Origin of the sequence: Pseudoalteromonas sp. CNAT2-18.1 (assembly GCF_022347865.1) — a bacterium.
In the GTDB taxonomy this organism is placed as follows: Bacteria; Pseudomonadota; Gammaproteobacteria; order Enterobacterales; family Alteromonadaceae; genus Pseudoalteromonas; species Pseudoalteromonas ruthenica.
Genome location: NZ_JAKRFR010000006.1, coordinates 198,608 through 217,143, shown reverse-complemented (window position 1 = coordinate 217,143; position 18,536 = coordinate 198,608). Strand labels below are relative to the sequence as shown.

General features: G+C 47.5%; 19 protein-coding genes and 1 tRNA gene. 13 read left to right on the top strand and 7 right to left on the bottom strand.

Going from position 1 to position 18,536, the window contains the following annotated elements:
- The first annotated feature begins 59 nt into the window (after window positions 1-59).
- The 3 genes from MHM94_RS14695 to MHM94_RS14685 all read left to right on the top strand — a co-directional run bounded on the left by MHM94_RS14695 (window position 60) and on the right by MHM94_RS14685 (window position 2,424).
- The gene (locus MHM94_RS14695; RefSeq protein WP_022945717.1) at window positions 60-803 is read left to right on the top strand and encodes a sporulation protein; all 744 of its coding nucleotides are present in this window, start codon (window positions 60-62) and stop codon (window positions 801-803) included.
- A gap of 67 nt (window positions 804-870) precedes the next feature.
- On the top strand, window positions 871-1,314 hold the full coding sequence (locus MHM94_RS14690; protein WP_151173720.1) for a GNAT family N-acetyltransferase: 444 nt from the start codon (window positions 871-873) through the stop codon (window positions 1,312-1,314).
- Window positions 1,315-1,449: 135 nt separating this feature from the next.
- Window positions 1,450-2,424 carry a diguanylate cyclase gene (locus MHM94_RS14685; RefSeq protein ID WP_197275948.1) on the top strand — a complete coding sequence of 325 codons (975 nt, stop codon included), beginning with the start codon at window positions 1,450-1,452 and terminating at the stop codon, window positions 2,422-2,424.
- Between the two features lie 26 nt (window positions 2,425-2,450).
- On the opposite strand, the gene MHM94_RS14680 is transcribed toward MHM94_RS14685, so the two are convergent.
- From MHM94_RS14680 to MHM94_RS14655, 6 genes are all read right to left on the bottom strand, one after another.
- Window positions 2,451-3,800 carry a sodium-dependent transporter gene (locus MHM94_RS14680; protein WP_045978167.1) on the bottom strand — a complete coding sequence of 450 codons (1,350 nt, stop codon included), beginning with the start codon at window positions 3,798-3,800 and terminating at the stop codon, window positions 2,451-2,453.
- A 210-nt stretch (window positions 3,801-4,010) separates the two neighbouring features.
- Window positions 4,011-5,279 (bottom strand): ATP-binding protein, encoded by a 1,269-nt coding sequence (locus tag MHM94_RS14675; protein ID WP_235419710.1) that lies wholly within the window; start codon window positions 5,277-5,279, stop codon window positions 4,011-4,013.
- 19 nt (window positions 5,280-5,298) lie between these two features.
- Window positions 5,299-6,006 (bottom strand): response regulator transcription factor, encoded by a 708-nt coding sequence (locus tag MHM94_RS14670; RefSeq protein ID WP_235419709.1) that lies wholly within the window; start codon window positions 6,004-6,006, stop codon window positions 5,299-5,301.
- Complete coding sequence (locus MHM94_RS14665) at window positions 6,007-6,402, bottom strand: DUF3019 domain-containing protein (RefSeq protein ID WP_045978164.1); 396 nt, start codon at window positions 6,400-6,402, stop codon at window positions 6,007-6,009. It lies immediately after the preceding gene.
- A complete protein-coding gene (locus tag MHM94_RS14660) occupies window positions 6,392-7,222 on the bottom strand; it encodes a MipA/OmpV family protein (RefSeq protein WP_235419708.1) in 831 nt (276 codons plus the stop codon). Before MHM94_RS14660 ends, MHM94_RS14665 begins: the two co-directional genes overlap by 11 nt.
- 101 nt (window positions 7,223-7,323) lie before the next feature.
- Complete coding sequence (locus MHM94_RS14655; protein WP_052698096.1) at window positions 7,324-8,178, bottom strand: hypothetical protein; 855 nt, start codon at window positions 8,176-8,178, stop codon at window positions 7,324-7,326.
- 111 nt (window positions 8,179-8,289) lie between these two features.
- On the opposite strand from MHM94_RS14655, the gene MHM94_RS14650 reads away from it, so the two are divergent.
- Window positions 8,290-9,444, top strand: coding sequence for a serine hydrolase domain-containing protein (locus tag MHM94_RS14650; protein WP_235419707.1), 1,155 nt, complete (start codon window positions 8,290-8,292; stop codon window positions 9,442-9,444).
- Window positions 9,445-9,504: 60 nt separating this feature from the next.
- On the opposite strand, the gene yhbY is transcribed toward MHM94_RS14650, so the two are convergent.
- The gene (gene yhbY, locus MHM94_RS14645; protein ID WP_235419706.1) at window positions 9,505-9,801 is read right to left on the bottom strand and encodes a ribosome assembly RNA-binding protein YhbY; all 297 of its coding nucleotides are present in this window, start codon (window positions 9,799-9,801) and stop codon (window positions 9,505-9,507) included.
- Window positions 9,802-9,890: 89 nt separating this feature from the next.
- On the opposite strand from yhbY, the gene rlmE reads away from it, so the two are divergent.
- From rlmE to nusA, 9 genes are all read left to right on the top strand, one after another.
- Window positions 9,891-10,520 carry a 23S rRNA (uridine(2552)-2'-O)-methyltransferase RlmE gene (gene rlmE, locus MHM94_RS14640; RefSeq protein WP_022945706.1) on the top strand — a complete coding sequence of 210 codons (630 nt, stop codon included), beginning with the start codon at window positions 9,891-9,893 and terminating at the stop codon, window positions 10,518-10,520.
- Between the two features lie 64 nt (window positions 10,521-10,584).
- Window positions 10,585-12,519 (top strand): ATP-dependent zinc metalloprotease FtsH, encoded by a 1,935-nt coding sequence (gene ftsH / locus MHM94_RS14635; protein ID WP_022945705.1) that lies wholly within the window; start codon window positions 10,585-10,587, stop codon window positions 12,517-12,519.
- A 96-nt stretch (window positions 12,520-12,615) separates the two neighbouring features.
- Window positions 12,616-13,464: a dihydropteroate synthase gene (gene folP / locus MHM94_RS14630; RefSeq protein WP_151172984.1), complete on the top strand. Its 849-nt coding sequence runs from the start codon at window positions 12,616-12,618 to the stop codon at window positions 13,462-13,464.
- Window positions 13,465-13,472: 8 nt separating this feature from the next.
- Window positions 13,473-14,816 (top strand): phosphoglucosamine mutase, encoded by a 1,344-nt coding sequence (gene glmM / locus MHM94_RS14625; protein WP_022945703.1) that lies wholly within the window; start codon window positions 13,473-13,475, stop codon window positions 14,814-14,816.
- Between the two features lie 80 nt (window positions 14,817-14,896).
- Window positions 14,897-15,640, top strand: a complete 744-nt coding sequence (tpiA, locus tag MHM94_RS14620; protein WP_138547843.1) for a triose-phosphate isomerase — start codon at window positions 14,897-14,899, stop codon at window positions 15,638-15,640.
- Between the two features lie 6 nt (window positions 15,641-15,646).
- A complete protein-coding gene (gene secG, locus MHM94_RS14615; RefSeq protein ID WP_022945701.1) occupies window positions 15,647-16,000 on the top strand; it encodes a preprotein translocase subunit SecG in 354 nt (117 codons plus the stop codon).
- 8 nt (window positions 16,001-16,008) lie between these two features.
- A tRNA-Leu gene (locus MHM94_RS14610) sits at window positions 16,009-16,094 on the top strand.
- A gap of 442 nt (window positions 16,095-16,536) precedes the next feature.
- On the top strand, window positions 16,537-16,992 hold the full coding sequence (gene rimP, locus MHM94_RS14605; RefSeq protein ID WP_022945699.1) for a ribosome maturation factor RimP: 456 nt from the start codon (window positions 16,537-16,539) through the stop codon (window positions 16,990-16,992).
- A gap of 39 nt (window positions 16,993-17,031) precedes the next feature.
- Window positions 17,032-18,531, top strand: a complete 1,500-nt coding sequence (gene nusA, locus MHM94_RS14600) for a transcription termination factor NusA (RefSeq protein ID WP_235419705.1) — start codon at window positions 17,032-17,034, stop codon at window positions 18,529-18,531.
- Window positions 18,532-18,536: the final 5 nt, after the last annotated feature.

Sequence of the window (18,536 nt, the reverse complement as noted above, 5' to 3'; positions counted from 1 at the left end):
TGACAAGGGTGCGCAATTGTGGTTAAGATGCAATAAAGGATTCATTAACAGGAGAAGTGATGTTTAAAAAAATCCTGGCCTCTGTAGGAATTGGTGCCGCGAAAGTCGATACGGTACTACAAACTGAGCATTTACACCCCGGGCAAAAGTTTCATGCCGAAATCATTATAAAAGGGGGTGATGTAGAACAAGATATTTCTGGTTTGGAATTGGCCTTGATGACCCGCGTAAAAGTAGAGTCAGATGATGGCGATTACTTTACGAATCATATTATTGAAAAGTGGCGTGTGGGCGAGAAGCTGACCTTACAACCTGGTGAAGAAAAACGTATTCCGTTTGAAGCACGATTGCATTCTGAAACTCCGATCACCGAATTTATCGCCGGTTACAACCAAACCCATGTATGGATTCAAACAGGTTTAAATATCGATTTGGCCATTGACGCCAGCGATCGCGATCCGTTGCATATTTACCCTAACGAAGCTGTTAAAGCCTGTATGCAGGCAATGGATAGGCTGGGCTTTAGGTTAATGAAAGCCGATGTTGAAAAAGGCTATTTGCGCGCACCGAGCTTCCATTCTACCTCGGGATGCTATCAAGAACTTGAGTATCGACCGCAAAGCGGCGGCATGTTTGGCATTCAAGAGGTCGAGCTATCGTTTGTCCCCGAAGCACATAAAACGCATGTTTTAATTGAGCTAGATCGCGCGTTTCGCTCCGACGGGTACATTGATTTGACCATAGAACACGATCATGTGAATTTATCACAGATCTGCGACCAATTAGAGCGCTTAATACACTAAGTTAGCAGAACAACAAAGCGTTAAGCCCAGCACCGCTGGGCTTTTTTAATGGGATATAAGTATGACGATACACTGGCTATGTAAAGGCTTTGATGAGCTGACAACCACCGAATTATTCACTTTGATGCGTGCTCGTGTTGATGTTTTTGTCGTCGAGCAGAACTGCCCCTATCCAGAACTGGACGATGGCGATATTGATGCCAATAGCAAACATATTTTAGGGTATCAGAACAATCAATTGTGTGCTTATGCGCGTTGTATCGACAAGTCAGAAAGTGTCGCTATCGGACGCGTGCTCGTGCTGCCGCATGCACGAGGACAAGGGGTAGCCCAGCGCTTAATGCAGCATGCTTTAGGCGTGTGTGAGCAGTTTTTTAGTGAACGTCCGGTAATGTTAAGTGCGCAGACCTATTTACTTGGCTTTTATCAGCAATTGGGGTTTGTTACGCGTGGGTCGCCTTATCTGGAAGACGGCATTGAGCATCAGGATATGTATTTGCATAAGCGCTAACCCCGCCACTTTTAGGTTACCCCCGCTAAAGTTGCTTAATGGCTCATATCACCTACCTTTAGGGAATAAAAGTAACTAGCAGATGACAAGCCACCGGCTGGGCATTACAACGCCAGTGACTCAATGGAGGGCGATTTGAGTGCAACAAACACCCCGATGGAACCGGATACTGAAGAGGTCGAAGAACACCTAAGAGAAGCTATCGACGATAGCACTGTCTTAATAGTCGAAGACAATGATGCCGACTTTGATTTACTGCGGGAGGTGTTATCCCCTCATTTCAATGTTAAGCGCTGCCGTGATGGTGAAGCTGCGCTGCGGCTTATCATGGACATAGCCCCGCATATCGTGATCACCGAATTTAGTTTGCAAGGCATGGACGGTATTGTTTTATGTCAGCGAATTCGAGAGCACAGCCGTTTTGATGATATTCCGGTATTAATGGTCAGCAGTGAGGAGCATGCCCAGCGCGAAGTTGATTTTTGGGATGCTGGGTGCAGTGACTTTGTGCGTAAGCCCTACAGCTTAACGACCTTGTACAAGCGAGTAATGCACCATTTAAAATACAAGAAAATGCTCGATGAATACAAAGAAGCGGCCATGGTTGATTCACTCACAAAAGTGTTTAATCGCCGCTACCTTGAGTCCACCATGCTGCAATTATCCAGTCGCCATGAAACACCGGAAATATCGGCCTTGCTGATTGATGTGGACTGGTTCAAAAAGTACAACGACAGCTACGGCCACCTCGCCGGGGATGCGGCGTTGGTACAGATCGCTGAAGTACTCACGCGTAGCTTAATGCGCTCGACAGACTTTGTAACCCGCTTAGGAGGGGAGGAGTTCGCGGTTATTTTGCCGCATACCGATGCAAGCGGAGCACAACTTATCGCAGAGCGGGTGCTCGCCGGTGTCAGGGCGTTAGCCTTACCTCATAAACACTCGGACTATCACCGTATTAGCGTCTCTGTTGGCGGGATCACTTGTGGATTTGCACCTGAGGACTGGCGCAGCATGATTAAACAAGCAGATGAAAACCTATACCAAGCAAAAGCACAAGGACGAAATAAAGCGATATGTACTGTTGAGCAGGGGAGTCAGCCGCAGTAACTCAATGCGGCTGACTAGCTAGGCTGTTAGCGCAGCGAGTTGATAAATACCAAGGAAATACAAATGGGGCAAACGAACTTGATATACCAAGGCCAGATTTTCCAGAACCAGCTATTCGCAGCCTCAGGGCAACCAGACTGAATTTCTTTGAGCAGTGACGCTCGATGCCAAATCCATCCCACAAAAACACAACACATAAGTCCAAGTAGGGGTTGTCCGAAGCGCGTTGTTAGCGCAATCACGAAGCCAAACAGTTGCTCAAAGTTGAAAATGATAGTGAAGCTCACTAAACAAATCAGTACGCCGATCACCCAGGTTGCTGGGCGGCGGTTAAGGCCAAACTTCTCAACGGTATAAGACACAGGTGCTTCAAGCATGGAAATAGACGAGGTTAGCGCGGCTATACTCATCAAGGCGAAAAAGGCAAAACCTACATACAGCCCCGCACTTCCCATGGAGTCAAAAAGTGCCGGTAACACTTGAAAGACCAGCGTGTCTTCAGAAAGTAATTTGCCAGAGGCATCAAATATTTCAACACCTTGGGCTTGTGCTACGTACATCGCTGGGATTATCAAAAGGCCAGCAACAAAGGCTATAAACACGTCAATTAAGGTAACCGATGCACCTAGGGTAACGAGGTTTTCGCTTTTAGAGATATACGAGCCATAAATGATCATCACACTGGTGCCCAACGACAGCGAGAAGAATGCTTGGCCTAAAGCACTGACCAGCAGCGCCGGTTCAAATAGCGCAGAAAAGTCAGGCAGCAAGTAGTTCTTTAATCCTTGTGTAGCGCCGTCTTGGCTCATTACGTAGGCGATCAGAGCGAATAAAATTGCCAGTAACGCTGGCATCAATCGTTTCGACCACTTTTCAATGCCATTTTCAACGCCCTTACTAATGATCATCACGGTCAGGAGAATAAAGCCGCCTGCAAAGAGTAAGTTGCGTGACAGTGACTGGCTAGTCAGCCAATTAGCAGCCTCGTTCTGCCCGGCTAGTTGCGCTACCGGCTCAGCAGTGAAGCTGATCATCCAACCCGCCACTATGGCGTAAAAGCTTAAAATTAATCCCGCACAAATGATGCCGCCAAAGCCAACAATAAAGGCTAAGGGATGTTGCCAGCGATGGTTCGACACCTTCTTTAGCGATGCCACCGCATTGGCCTGACCATAGCGACCAACGACCAATTCCGCCATCAGTGCGGGATAGGCTAAGCAAAACGCCAATACTAAATAAGCCAATACAAAAGCAGCCCCGCCATTGGAGGCTGTTTGGGTGGGGAAGCCCCAAATATTACCGAGTCCGACCGCTGAGCCAGCAGCGGCCATTATAAAACCAAAACGGGAGCTAAACTCCCCACGCGACGCACTCATATTATTATATTTCTCTGTAGGTGAACGGCGCTCCCAATCTACTGTAATTTCCATGAAATAAAAAGCTCACGGGGGCATTTATTGCCCGTATAGCAGGGTAAAGCGCGCTGTACATAGAAAAAAGGTCGCCTATCATAAAGGGCCGTAATCTCGCTGTTTGAGCTTATTTGCGACCAAGTGTGATTCAGTGTAGGGAATGTAAATTGAAGGTTACAGAGGTAATTTAAGGGTGAATTTTGCCCCGCCTAAAGAACTTGATTCACTCACTGCTAAGTAGCCGTGATGCCAGACCATGACTTTTTGACATATGGCCAAGCCTAATCCATAACCCTGCGCAGAGCGGTGTTTAGCACTTTGATAGAAAGGTTTTAATATTGCCGCACGTTCTGCCTGAGGGATCCCGGGGCCATCATCTTCAATCGTAATCGCTAGAAAGTGACCGTCAATATCTGCACAGACGGTTACTGATTGGCGTGCATAGCGAAGAGCATTACCCAAAATATTAATCAATGCTCGCGCTAGCCAGTGCAGGTCGGCGTTTATTTTTAATGCACTTGAGCAGCGTACCTCAATATGTTGCCCATTGGCCTTCGCTTGCGCTTGTAATTGCTCGCAAATATCGTGCAAGTAGAGCGACGCGCTTGTTTGGCTATAGGTTAATTGTTGAGTTTGCTGTTGCAGAGCCGCGTAGCTCAGGTAGCTGTTTAGCATCGACTCCATGGTGTCTAAATCTTTTTCCATACGCTGGAGGTAGCGCTGTTGCGCGCCCTGGTCGTCACTTTCAATTGCCGCATCCAAGCCAAAGCGCAGGCAGGCAATGGGTGTACGAATGTCATGAGAGAGGCTCGACGCCATCAGTTTATTCTCATCCAGTAACGCATTAATTTGCTCCGCCATGGCATTAAAGCGTCGCTCTAATTGTGTGGTATAGCTCCAGCGGCTGGCGCTAATACGTTTTTCTAAATGACCGTCAGCAAACTGCTGGGTTACATTAGAGAGCACACTAATACGACGGGTGAGGGGGATAAGAGGGAGCCACATACACAAACTGACCCCAGTGTAGAATAACACCGTGAGTAGCAAGTCATGATCCGCCGCTTTGGGTTTGGGTAGGCGCATGGTGAGGTGCTTCCCATGCAAGCTGTCGGCAGCGCGCACTAAATAAAGGCCCTGGTTATCGGCAAGTACTAGTCCGGAATTACTATACAGCTGGGTGATTAAAGAAGGGGGAAGGGCTAACGTAGCGTTATTCTCAAGACCGATATCGAGTTTGAAGTGTTGGTTTAGCGCATCCAATCCATGTTGCTGATTTTTCGCCTCGTACTCACTAAGGTAAGAGACCATTCCTGCAAGCACTTGCCGTTGTTGTGTGAAGTCATCCTGTTGCGTTGGGCCACTAGCGAAGCTGTCGATAAGCCAGCTTAGCAACACCACAGAAATTAACGCTGTGCACAACAAAGATAAGTACAGTTTTTTCATATAAACGCACGATTAGGAGCTAACTCCACGCATCCTTCACTAACAAGTACCCTTTGCCCCATATGGTTTTAATGCGCTGCGGCTTGTTGCCATTGTCATTAAAGTGTTTGCGCAGCGCCGAGACCACTACATCAATACTGCGGTCAAGGCCATCGTATTCTCGTCCCTTAACGGCACGAAACACGGAATCTCTGTCTACCACTTCACCGGCATGCTGGGCAAGGTAACAGAGCAAGGCAAATTCGGCATTCGACAGTGCCACCTCGTTATTGTTAAAACTGACCCGTCGCGCTTCAGTATCGATTCTCAGACCGCCCACTTGAATGCTCTCGCGTTCTTTTTTGGGCGGTTGCTCGTCGCTGCCTGGGCGTAACGCTGCTTTAATGCGAGCGAGCAGAACTCGAGGGCGTACCGGCTTGGCGATATAGTCGCTAGCACCCACTTCAAGGCCGATGACTTCATCTAATTCATCATCGCGCGCAGTCAACATAATAATGGGTTGCTGATAAAATTGCCGTAAGCGTGTACAGACACTTATGCCATCCATTCCTGGTAGCATGACATCGAGTAACACCAAATCAGGATGATGACTTTGTACATAGCCTTCTACTTCCTTGCCGTTACCACAGCAGCCGACCTGATAGCCATTTTGGCTTAGGAAGTCTTGCATCCACTCGCTCAGAGAAAGGTCGTCTTCAACAACAAGAATATGGGGTGATTGCTGCATCTAAAATAATCTCCAGCGACGTTTTTTCTGTCCATTGGTGTAAACCCACTGCACTCGCACTTCGGTGTCAGCAATGGTCTCGCCTGATGCTCTTGGAAAGAGTTCGAAGCGCACGGCTTTAGGGCTGGCAAAATCGACGATAATATAGCCTTGACGTTGTCCTTGCCAGCAATGCAGAGGTTGCTGCTTAGTTTGTTCACGGATGCAGTAAGCTGCGTCATTGGCCACTTGCCATTGCAACTCGATATCAGAATAACAGGTGCGGCCCTGACGCAGTGCTACACAGGTATTGGGCGTTGCCAATAAAGCGTGCGTTGGCGGCGTTGTTTGCTGTGCTAAGGACGCACTCGGGAACACGGTTGTGCCGATGAGGGCGAGGGCTAATCTAAAACACATAACGCACGCCTACCTTGGCTTTATGCTGATAAGATTGAGAAATGATAGGGCTGTCACTGATCTCACCCGAGAAATAGGTTGATAACCAGCCTGCAAGGAATACCCAATTCTGTGATAGTGGGTGCTCAGCATGGAGCTCTAGCATTACCGCGTATGCGATATCTGGCTTATAATACGGTCGAGTTTCGGTGCTTTCATGCTCATCGATACCAAAGTAATAATCGCTAAACTCACGACCATACACATTAAATCCTAGACCACCTCGAAATTCCCAGTTGCGATATTGCTGAATGCTCGATAGAAACGTGGTAAATACCCAGTCGTTGTGGGTATCAGTGACATCATGAAGTAACTCAAAAGATAATTGGCTGCTCTCAAAGCGCCGCGATAGCCTAATACCCATATCAAAATCATAGTGACGTCGGTCGATACCCGCGAGGGCATCTATCACATCTCGGTCGTATAACTTTAAGCCTGTTTCATCAAAACCGGATTGCACATTGGTGCCAAGAATATCCAAGCCCCAGTCATATTTATCGATGAGTGAATAGCCAATGACCATGCCACCACTGAGTTGGCTATTGTCGACGTCGAGGTAAAACTTATCGTAGCTGAGCACTAAGTTAATATTGGGTTCAAGGCCATCATCGTAAGAGTCCAAACCGACAAGGTACGAGTCCTCGACGTAGTAGCCCAGACCTACGCTCCAGTCCCAGTTGAAACCCTGTTGTGGTTCAAGACGATTATCTGAGTAATAGCGGTTACTCGCAGAGACAGCAAAACTAACAAGTAAAATAATGAGGGAGATTAAGGCGCGCATAGTGGTAATGGTTTTTTATTTTCCAGTGTACCGATCTCCAGCGGCCAAGTCTGTAAGAAAATGTAGCATGGCAGCAAGCCGCCATGCGTGACCAAAGGGGACTAGTTTACGTTGATCTTCTCTAGCAAAATACCACTTAAATAGTAATGTAAATCAGGGACTAAAGCACTGACTTCAGCTTGCTCACAGGCTCCTGCTATTTTACTTAAGCCTGAACTTTTAGTGCGTACTATGTATTGAGGTGCTTGCGGTGCTGGCTGAGCCCCTCGTTTTTGCATCGCATCGGGTGCATTGTGAGTATTTACAAACTGTTGCACTTGCTCAAGGTTTTCTATGTGATCAGACATTACCAGCTTGTAGCGCAGAGGGTTACGTTGGAAACTGGCGGTGTCTATTGACGATTTAGCAAACCATACAACATCTTGAGAGCTTTGATGGGAAAGCTTCATGCTCACAGAGCCGAGAATATTGCTGCACTGTTTGGTGGTAAACTGCTGCGCCAAATCACTTTCGCCAAACACAGTGGCGTTAGCAAGTTGATATTCGATACTTTCGGTTTCACTGATATCTAGCTGGTTTATGCTTAATACATAATCGGCTTGCTTGCGGTCACTGATCACCGTTAGTTGCTTATCATTTAAAATAGCCACTAGGCGATTGCGCAGGCGCTCAGTTAATGCCACCTGCTCACTTTCGATGACCACACTTTGGCCTCGTGTAATAGGGTGTGCGGGCAATTGCACTGATTTCACACGCGGCGCTTGGTGCGCGTATTGATACTCGAGTATGTAGGTGCGCTCACTTAGGCTTGGTTTAATTGGCATCCGTACTTTTTCAGGGACCGGTGCCAAGGTCGTTTCCATAGTGGTGCAACCACTGGCCAATAGCACTGACGCGCTAAAGGCAGTTACTAATAAATGCTTGTTCATAGTGCCATAACTCTCAATTACACTCATTCACTCATATCCCAGCAAGTTGAACCGCAGCATTGTACGTGAGTTTACTGTAAACTTCATGATATTATTCTGCGATTATGATTCAGCATTGCCATAACTATAATAATGAAAATGAAGTTCTTAGTTATTCTCTTTGTTGCTGCGTTTAGTGCATTTTCTTATGCTGAACAACAGCCACCGTTCACCGAGGCAACCGATGCTAAACAATGGCACCGGTTTGTTGATAATTATGTGGCGAGCTTAGAACGTCAACTGGAGCAAAAAAAAGTGCCCGGGGCCGCGCTTTCTATTGTTCACCCTGACTTTCCTTCCATCGCCTTAGGATTTGGTAAAACAAAAATAAGAAAAGGCCGACAAGTGGACGTAAATACCCGTTTTCGACTTGCCTCGGTCTCAAAAACATTTACCGGTTCGTTAGCTGCTAAGCTGGCGGCGCAAGGTGTGCTCAATCTAGATGCACCGGTGCAAAAATATTTACCCGCGTTAAATGATACCGTTTATAGGGACAATTTAAAAGTCGCTCATCTATTAAGTCACTCCAGCGGGTTAGTGCCTAACGCCTATGATAACCTCATTGAGTCAGGCATGGACTATCCGGATATCGTCTCAAAGTTATTGAAAGTTGAGCCATTATGCACACCAGGGCAGTGCTACGGATATCAAAATGTGATGTTTGCTATGGTCGGTGATGTGATTCGTAATGCCAGCGGCTTAGAGTACGAAACATGGATGCAAGAGTTTATATTTAAACCGTTACGTATGCGCCATGCCAGTATTGGTTATGAGGGGATGGTGCGGGATGAAAACTTTGCCTACCCCCATGTGCGCGGGCGAAAACGTTGGCATACGGCGCGGTTAAAGAAAAATTACTACAAGGTCTCCCCAGCGGCAGGCGTCAATGCCAGCGCCGCAGACATGGTGCAGTGGCTCAAAGCACAGCTTGGCATGTACCCCAGTGTGCTGCCGCCTGAGGCGTTACAGGCACAAGTGCGTCCTTACACGGTGACCAAAAAGGAGCGCTATCGTCGCGTGTGGCGAAAACATGTAAATGAGGCACATTATGGCCTAGGTTGGCGTATCTATGATTATGATGATGAGACCATCTTTTATCACAGCGGTTGGGTGCAGGGCTATCGCACCGATATTGTGGTGATCCCCCGTTTAAATGTGGGTTTTAGTCTGCTGCTGAATGCCGAAACAGGTTTAATTAACGAGTTGACCACGCAATTTCTTGATCAGTTGCTGGCGATGTCACAACCGGCATAAAAGTGGGCGTTGAAACAAAAAAAGGTCGGCATGAGCCGACCTTTTTATAAGCGTTCGTGACTACCCGCGAGGTAGCTGAATTTTACGCTCTTCGCTTTGGCGATAAATAGTTAAAATATGACCAATGCTTTGCACTTTGTAAGCACCCGTTTCACGGATGATGGCATCAAAAATAAGTGCTTTAGTTTCTCTATCACTGGTTGGCACTTTAACCTTAATGAGCTCATGGATGTCCAAAGCACTGTCGATTTCGGCAATCACCCCTTCGGTCAGGCCGTTAGCACCCAACAAAACCACAGGCTTAAGTGGGTGTGCGAGGCTTTTTAGGTATTGCTTCTGTTTATTCGATAGTTTCATAGATTTTCAAATTTTGCTGATTCGAGCTTGAATTATCGGTATTCTAACGCCATCTAGCAGATATTACTATTTTAGTTGCGTGTTAATTTATGGCGAATAAGAAGCACTCGGCGAGCTCCCAGCGATGGTTGAAAGAGCATTTCGACGACCATTATGTGCATGAAGCGCAAAAGCAAGGGTGGCGGTCGCGCGCGGTTTTCAAACTTGATGAAATCCAAAACAAAGACAAATTACTTAAACCCGGCATGGCGGTCGTCGATTTAGGCGCGGCCCCAGGGAGTTGGTCACAGTACTTGGCGCAGAAGGTTGGCGACAATGGTCAGGTTATCGCCTGTGATATCCTGCCTATGGACTCTTTGGCTGGGGTCGACTTTTTACAAGGCGATTTTCGCGAAGAGGCTGTGCTAAATGCGTTGCTCGAGCGTATAGATGGGCAGAACGTCGATGTGGTGTTCTCGGATATGGCCCCGAATATGAGCGGTAATATGAGTACCGACCAAGCGGGAAGCATGTATCTGGTAGAGTTGGCACTGGATATGTGCCACCAAGTGCTAAAGAAAAACGGCGCCTTTGCGGTTAAAGTGTTCCAAGGCGAGGGCTTTGATCAGTTTGTAAAAGACGTTCGTGACAGCTTTCGCACTGTAAAAATACGTAAACCCGATGCGTCGCGCCCACGTTCCCGTGAGGTATATGTAGTAGCTACGGGCTACAAACTGTAGTACAGTTGTCGGGAAAAGTTGAATTTAATTAATTTGGATACAAGAGGTTAACACCTTGAGTGATATGGCAAAGAATTTAATACTATGGCTGGTTATTGCCGTTGTTTTGATGTCGGTTTTTCAAAGCTTTAACGGCTCCGACAATTTAGACAGGCAAACGAGTTACACACAATTCGTCAAGGATGTACGCAGCGGTTCGTTGCGCGAAGTCGTGATAGACCGTGGAACAGGCGCAATCACTGGAGTTAAAACCAGTGGTGAGCGTTTTCAAACAACCATGCCTATGTATGACGAAGACCTTATCAATGACTTACTCAAAAATGATGTCAACGTAAAAGGTGTTCAACCTGAAGAGCAGTCATTACTGGCAAGCATTTTCATTTCCTGGTTCCCAATGTTACTGCTTATTGGCGTATGGATATTCTTCATGCGACAAATGCAAGGTGGTGGCGGCAAAGGCGCGATGTCCTTTGGCAAAAGTAAGGCTCGTTTAATGAGCGAAGACCAGGTGAAGACCACCTTCGCTGATGTTGCTGGTTGCGATGAAGCCAAAGAGGACGTTACCGAGCTAGTGGATTTCTTGCGCGACCCATCCAAGTTCCAAAAGTTGGGCGGCAGTATTCCTAAGGGCGTACTCATGGTAGGCCCTCCTGGTACAGGTAAAACCTTGCTCGCTAAAGCTGTTGCTGGTGAAGCGAAAGTGCCGTTTTTTACAATTTCCGGTTCTGACTTTGTTGAGATGTTCGTGGGCGTGGGTGCATCCCGGGTGCGCGACATGTTTGAGCAAGCGAAAAAAGCTGCTCCTTGCATCATCTTTATTGATGAGATTGATGCCGTAGGTCGCCAACGGGGTGCTGGTATGGGTGGTGGTCACGACGAACGTGAGCAAACCTTGAACCAAATGCTGGTAGAGATGGATGGTTTCGAAGGTAACGAAGGTATTATCGTTATTGCTGCAACCAACCGTCCGGATGTACTGGACCCTGCATTACTTCGCCCAGGTCGCTTCGACCGTCAGGTGGTCGTTGGTTTACCAGATATTCGCGGTCGTGAGCAGATCCTAAAAGTGCATATGCGAAAAGTGCCATTGGCCGATAATGTTGAAGCTTCGGTGATTGCTCGAGGAACGCCTGGTTTCTCTGGTGCTGACTTAGCTAACCTTGTGAACGAAGCCGCACTATTCGCTGCTCGTGGTAACAAGCGTGTTGTGAGCATGGCTGAATTTGATGCCGCCAAAGATAAAATCATGATGGGCGCAGAGCGCAAATCGATGGTGATGTCTGAGGAAGAAAAAGAGATGACCGCGTATCACGAAGCCGGTCACGCTATTGTCGGGCGTATCGTGCCAGAGCACGACCCAGTGTACAAAGTGTCAATCATTCCACGTGGTCGTGCCTTGGGTGTCACCATGTACTTGCCAGAGCAGGACCGAGTGAGCCACTCGAAAGAGCACTTGGAATCAATGATTTCTAGCTTGTACGGCGGCCGTATTGCTGAAGCCATTATTTATGGCGATGAGAAAGTGACAACGGGTGCGAGTAACGACATTGAGCGGGCCACTGAAATTGCTCGTAAGATGGTGACGCAGTGGGGCTTAAGCGCGAAAATGGGCCCGCTACTGTACGCTGAAGAAGAAGGCGAAGTGTTTATGGGCCGAGGCTCATCACGCAGTGCCAGCATGTCTGATGACACAGCCAAACTGATTGATTCAGAAGTACGTGATATCTCAGATAGAAACTACGAACGTGCAGAGCAAATCTTGCGTGATAACATTGATATCCTGCATGCCATGAAAGACGCATTGATGAAGTATGAGACCATTGATGCGTTGCAAATCGATGATTTGATGGAGCGTCGCGAGGTGCGTCCACCACGTGATGCCCATGATCAGAAGCCTCCAGCAGATGCCAAAGCTAAATCGCAAGGTGAGCTGGCCGATGAAGCAACGGCGCAAGACGATAATAACGTCGATAAGCCGAACTCTGACGACAAAGAGTAAAAACCAATAGCCCCAACACAGTTTGGGGCTTTTCCTTTCCCCAAGTTAGCCATTGATTAACCGGTACTTGGAAGACCTTCATAGACAGAGTAAGTAATGACAAGGTTAACACTTCCTCGAGATCGTTATTTGGATCTCAGTACTCCCCAAGTCATGGGGATTTTAAATGTCACGCCGGACTCCTTCTCCGATGGCGGCCAACACAATACCCTAGACAACGCTGTCAACCGTGCCCTAACGATGTTAGAACAAGGTGCCACTATTATTGATGTGGGCGGCGAGTCAACACGCCCAGGCGCAGACGATGTCGCTGAACAAGAAGAGTTGCAGCGGGTGGTCCCCGTAATCAACGCCATTCGCGAGCGCAGTGATTGCGTCATCTCCATTGATACCAGTAAGGCCGGCGTGATGACAGCGGCGGTTCAGGCCGGTGCAGATATCATCAACGATGTGCGCGCGCTGCAAGAACCTGGGGCACTTAGCGCAGCAGCCAGCGCTCAGGTTCCTGTGTGCATTATGCACATGCGCGGGCAACCACGCTCTATGCAAAATGCTCCTGATTACATTGATGTCACCAAAGAGGTGGGTACGTTTTTACAAGAGCGAGCGCGACAATGTATCGAAGCTGGGATAAGTAAAACGAACATTATTATCGACCCCGGCTTTGGCTTTGGTAAATCACTGCAACATAACTATCAATTGTTGAGTGAGCTTGAGCAACTACAGCGACTAGGATACCCAGTACTCACTGGTCTATCGCGCAAATCAATGTTCGGAAAATTATTAAATCGAGATGCAGATCAGCGTCTCAGCGCAAGCTTGGCTGGCGCATTAATCTGTATGCAAAAGGGCGCGCGCATTGTGCGCGTGCATGATGTGCAAGAAACAACGGATATTGTAAAGGTTTTCCAAGCCACCCAGGCCCCTTTGCAAGTACAAGATTAGGAGAAAACATGAGTACAACACGTAAATATTTTGGCACCGATGGCGTGCGAGGTCAGGTTGGTGAATACCCGATAACGCCAGAATTTGCTCTTAAGCTAGGTTGGGCGGCTGGTAAAGTTCTTTCTAAAACAGGAACAAGGAAGGTTATTATCGGGAAAGACACCCGCATTTCCGGTTACTTACTTGAGACCTCTTTAGAGGCCGGGCTTATCGCAGCGGGCATTGATGTCGTCTTACTCGGTCCAATGCCAACGCCAGCGGTTGCTTATTTAACGCAAACCTTTAGAGCGGAAGCGGGCATTGTGATAAGTGCTTCACACAACCCTTATCACGATAACGGTATTAAGTTTTTTTCCAGCGATGGCCTTAAATTAGCCGACGATATTGAACTTGAAATAGAAGCCATGCTCGACAGTGATATGACCTGTGTGCCTTCTGAAAAGCTGGGTAAAGCGCGACGTCTGGTAAGTGCAGATGGCCGCTATATTGAATTCTGTAAAGGTCAGTTCCCGCAAGGGCATTCTTTGGAAGGGCTTAAAATTGTCCTCGATTGTGCCAATGGCGCAACCTATCACATTGCGCCTGCCGTTATGCAAGAGCTGGGTGCAGAGGTGATCCCTTATGCCTGTCAGCCTAATGGCTTGAACATAAATGCTGAGTGTGGCGCCACCGATGTATCCGCACTGAAACGCAAAGTGCTTGAAGAGCAGGCTGATGTAGGGATTGCTTATGACGGTGACGGCGATCGGGTGATGATGGTCGACCACAAAGGGCAAGTGTTTGATGGCGATGATATCGTTTACATCATTGCCAGCGCGCTGCACCATCAAGGAGAGCTTGGTGGTGGCGTGGTAGGCACGGTGATGTCCAACATGGGTCTTGAAAATGCCCTTAAAGAGAAAGGAATAGACTTTGCTCGCTCGAAAGTGGGTGACCGTTACGTGATGGAACTATTAAAGCAAAAAGGGTGGAAAATCGGCGGTGAAAGTTCAGGGCATGTGCTGAACTTGGATTTAATCAGCACTGGCGACGGTATTATTTCCAGCTTGCAAGTACTTGCCGCTATGGTCACGACGAACAAAACATTGCGCGATTTAGGGCAAGGATTTGTTAAATACCCGATGAATATGATTAACGTGCGCTATGCCCCTGGTAGTGACCCAACACAAGCACCCACTGTGCAACAGGTTGTCGCCGAGGTTGAACAGGAGCTCGCCGGTAAAGGGCGGGTGCTACTACGTAAATCGGGTACCGAGCCGGTGGTTCGTGTGATGGTTGAAGCCGAGCATGAAAAACAAGTACTGGATTTGAGTAGTAAAATAGCGCAAGTTGTTGAAAGTGTGAGCAGTTAAACAAGTTTGCATAAATAACTACTTGTAAGTTGAAATGACTCGGGGTACTATCTCGTCCGCTTTCAGACATGGAGTAAAACATGGCATCACGTAAGCCTTTAGTGGCTGGTAATTGGAAGTTAAATGGTTCTCAAACATTGCTCAATGAAATGGCTAATGTTTTAGAAGATATTAATGGCCAAGAAGTCGATGTGGCACTGTTTGTTCCCGCCTTGTTAGCAGCAGAAGCTGTAAAATTAGGTTTGCAAACGGGTGTGCAGACTGTGTCTGAATATGAAGCGGGCGCTTACACTGGGGAGACCCAAGCGGCGCTGGCTAAGCAGCTAGGTGTCACTTACACCTTAGTTGGGCACTCTGAGCGTCGCCATGTTTTTGGTGAGTCTGACGAAGACGTAGCAAATAAATTTGCTATGGCGCAACAGCAGGGCCTTATCCCTGTGCTGTGTGTCGGAGAGACCGAGCAGCAACGTGAACAGGGTGAAACAGAATCAGTGATTAGTGCTCAAATTGAGGCGGTAATCCAAAAATTAGGTGTGGCTGCATTATCACAATCTGTGATAGCATACGAGCCGGTTTGGGCTATAGGCACAGGTAAAACTGCATCGCCGCAGCAAGCTCAAGACATACACCAGTTTATTCGTGATAAAATTGCCCAGCAAGATCAGGGTCTATCACAAGGCTTACGCATATTGTATGGCGGCAGCGTAAACGAAAAGAATAGTGAAGAATTATTTGCACAACAAGATATAGACGGCGGCCTTATCGGCGGTGCAAGTCTAAAAACAGGCGCTTTTTTCAGCATCTGTGAAAGTGCAAAAGGATAATATTAAATGTACGAAATTCTATTAGTAATTTATTTGATTGTTGCAATTGCACTGGTTGGTTTCGTGCTAATTCAACAAGGTAAAGGCGCTGATATGGGGTCTTCATTTGGTGCAGGTGCATCGGCAACCGTTTTTGGTTCGTCAGGTGCTGGTAACTTTATGACTAAGACAACCACAGTATTAGCAACTATCTTCTTTGTGCTAAGCATCGTGCTGGGTAACCTAACTGCGGGTCAAATTAAAAAGACCGACGAGTGGGAAAACCTAGAATCAGCACCTGCTGCACAGACGGTGACTGAAGATGCATCCGATGTACCAGTAGAAGAGCCTAAGAGCACGAATCCAGACGTGCCAAACTAAAAAATTAAGCCGTGGTGGTGGAATTGGTAGACACGCCATCTTGAGGGGGTGGTGAGCTATGCTCGTGCGGGTTCAAGTCCCGCCCACGGCACCAAATTAAAAAAGCCAAGCAGATGCTTGGCTTTTTTATTGTAAAGGCCTTGTTAATACTGGCCTTTAGTCATGCTAGGTGGTTGCTAAATATAAACCTTACCTCTATAATAGTCGCCACGAATGAGGTGATGCAGCCGTATCTCTCATGCAGCAGATTTTCAAACAAGGTTCTCTTTACGTTGGCTTTGTTTTATTTGATGTTCGCGCATTCTTAGTAATGCGCGTTTTGCGTTTAGCCAAGGCAACTTTGCTAAACGTTGCAGCGGTTTTTATCGTGCAGATATAGCCCGCAGCCAAGCTTGGCCCTAGGCCGCTCAGAAGATCAGGAGATCTTCGTACTACGAATATCTCCGGTGTGACGCCCCGCTTGGTTCGGGGCGTTGTTGTATCTGTACTTGAAAAATGGGGCTTAAGCCCTTTTTTTGTTTCTATGGAGGAGTTTCGTGACAAAGCTCGAGCAAACATTAACTGACATGTTAACACCGGCAGTTGAAGCCTTAGACTTCGAGCTACTGGGGCTTGAATTTATTCAAGCGGGTCGCCATTCCACATTACGTGTGTATATCGACCATCCAGATGGCATTACTGTGGATAATTGTGCAGATGTAAGTCGACAGGTGAGCGCGATTCTCGATGTAGAAGACCCCATTACCAACGAATACGACTTGGAAGTGTCATCGCCAGGCGTTGATCGTCCACTGTTCAAACCAGAACATTACCAACAAGCAGTGGGTGAAGAAGTACGCTTGCGTACCAAGCTTCCACAAGATGGTCGCCGTAATTTTAAGGGCGACTTAGTAGCAGTTAATGGTGATATGGTCACTATCAACGTTGATAATCAAGAGTTTATGTTGATGATCAGCAACGTTGAGCGTGCCAATATCATCGCCAAATTTTAATTTCAGTGCGAAAGGAATAGGGCAAGCGAGGCAATACCTATGGCAAAAGAAATCCTATTGGTGGCGGAAGCCGTTTCCAATGAAAAAGCGGTCCCCAAAGAGAAAATTTTTGAAGCATTAGAGTTCGCACTAGCGACCGCAACAAAGAAAAAACATGACGGTGATATCGATGTGCGTGTATCTATCGACCGCAAAACCGGTGAATACGATACGTTCCGTCGTTGGCAGGTGGCTGATGCGCTAGAAGATGGCAGCCTAGAACACCCATACCGCGAGATCACCCTCGAAGCGGCGCAGGTAGAAGAGCCTGAAATCCAGCTTGGTGATTTTGTTGAAGAACAGATTGAATCTATTAAGTTTGACCGTATTACCACGCAAATGGCGAAGCAAGTTATCGTCCAAAAAGTGCGTGAAGCAGAACGCGCATTAGTGGTTGAAGCGTATAAGGATCAAGAAGGTGAATTAGTCACTGGTGTGGTGAAAAAAGCCAGCCGCGACGCCATCGTGCTTGATTTAGGCAACAATGCTGAAGCCGTCATTTATCGTGAAGATATGTTACCGCGCGAAAACTTCCGCCCAGGTGACCGCGTTCGTGGTTTACTCTATGCAGTGCGCCCCGAAGCGCGCGGCGCGCAATTGTTCGTCACTCGCTCTAAACCTGAGATGCTGATGGAACTATTCCGCATTGAGGTGCCAGAGATTGGCGAAGAAATGATTGAGCTACGCTCTGCAGCGCGTGACCCAGGTTCACGTGCCAAAATCGCAGTAAAATCGAATGATAAGCGCATTGACCCTGTGGGTGCCTGCGTGGGTATGCGAGGTGCGCGTGTGCAAGCTGTCTCTACAGAGCTTGGCGGCGAGCGCGTTGACATCGTGTTATACGATGATAACCCAGCGCAATTCGTTATTAATGCGATGGCGCCTGCTGAGGTCGCATCCATTGTTATGGACGAAGATTCGCGCTCAATGGATATTGCTGTTGAGGCCGATAACCTAGCACAGGCCATTGGTCGTAACGGACAAAACGTACGTTTAGCGAGCCAACTTACAGGTTGGGAACTGAACGTGATGACGGTTGAAGATATGGAATCTAAAAACCGTGAAGAATCAGACAAACTTATCAACCTATTCACTGAAGGGTTGGATATTGATGACGACTTCGCTGAATTATTAATTGGCGAGGGCTTCTCAACGCTTGAAGAAGTGGCCTATGTGCCTACTAGCGAGTTCCTAGAAATTGATGGTCTTGATGAAGAGACTGTTGAAGAGCTACGTAACCGCGCTAAAGATGCATTAACAACGAAAGCGTTGAAAGACGAAGAATCGCTAGAAGGTGCAGAGCCAGCTGAAGACTTATTGAATCTTGAAGGACTTGATCGCCACCTTGCCTTTGTCATGGCAAGTAAAGGGGTGATTACTTTAGAAGATTTAGCTGAGCAAGGCATTGATGAACTAGTTGAAATTACCGAGCTTTCCGAGCAGGAAGCGGGCGACCTGATTATGGCCGCGCGTAACGTTTGCTGGTTCGGTGACGAGTAATTTAT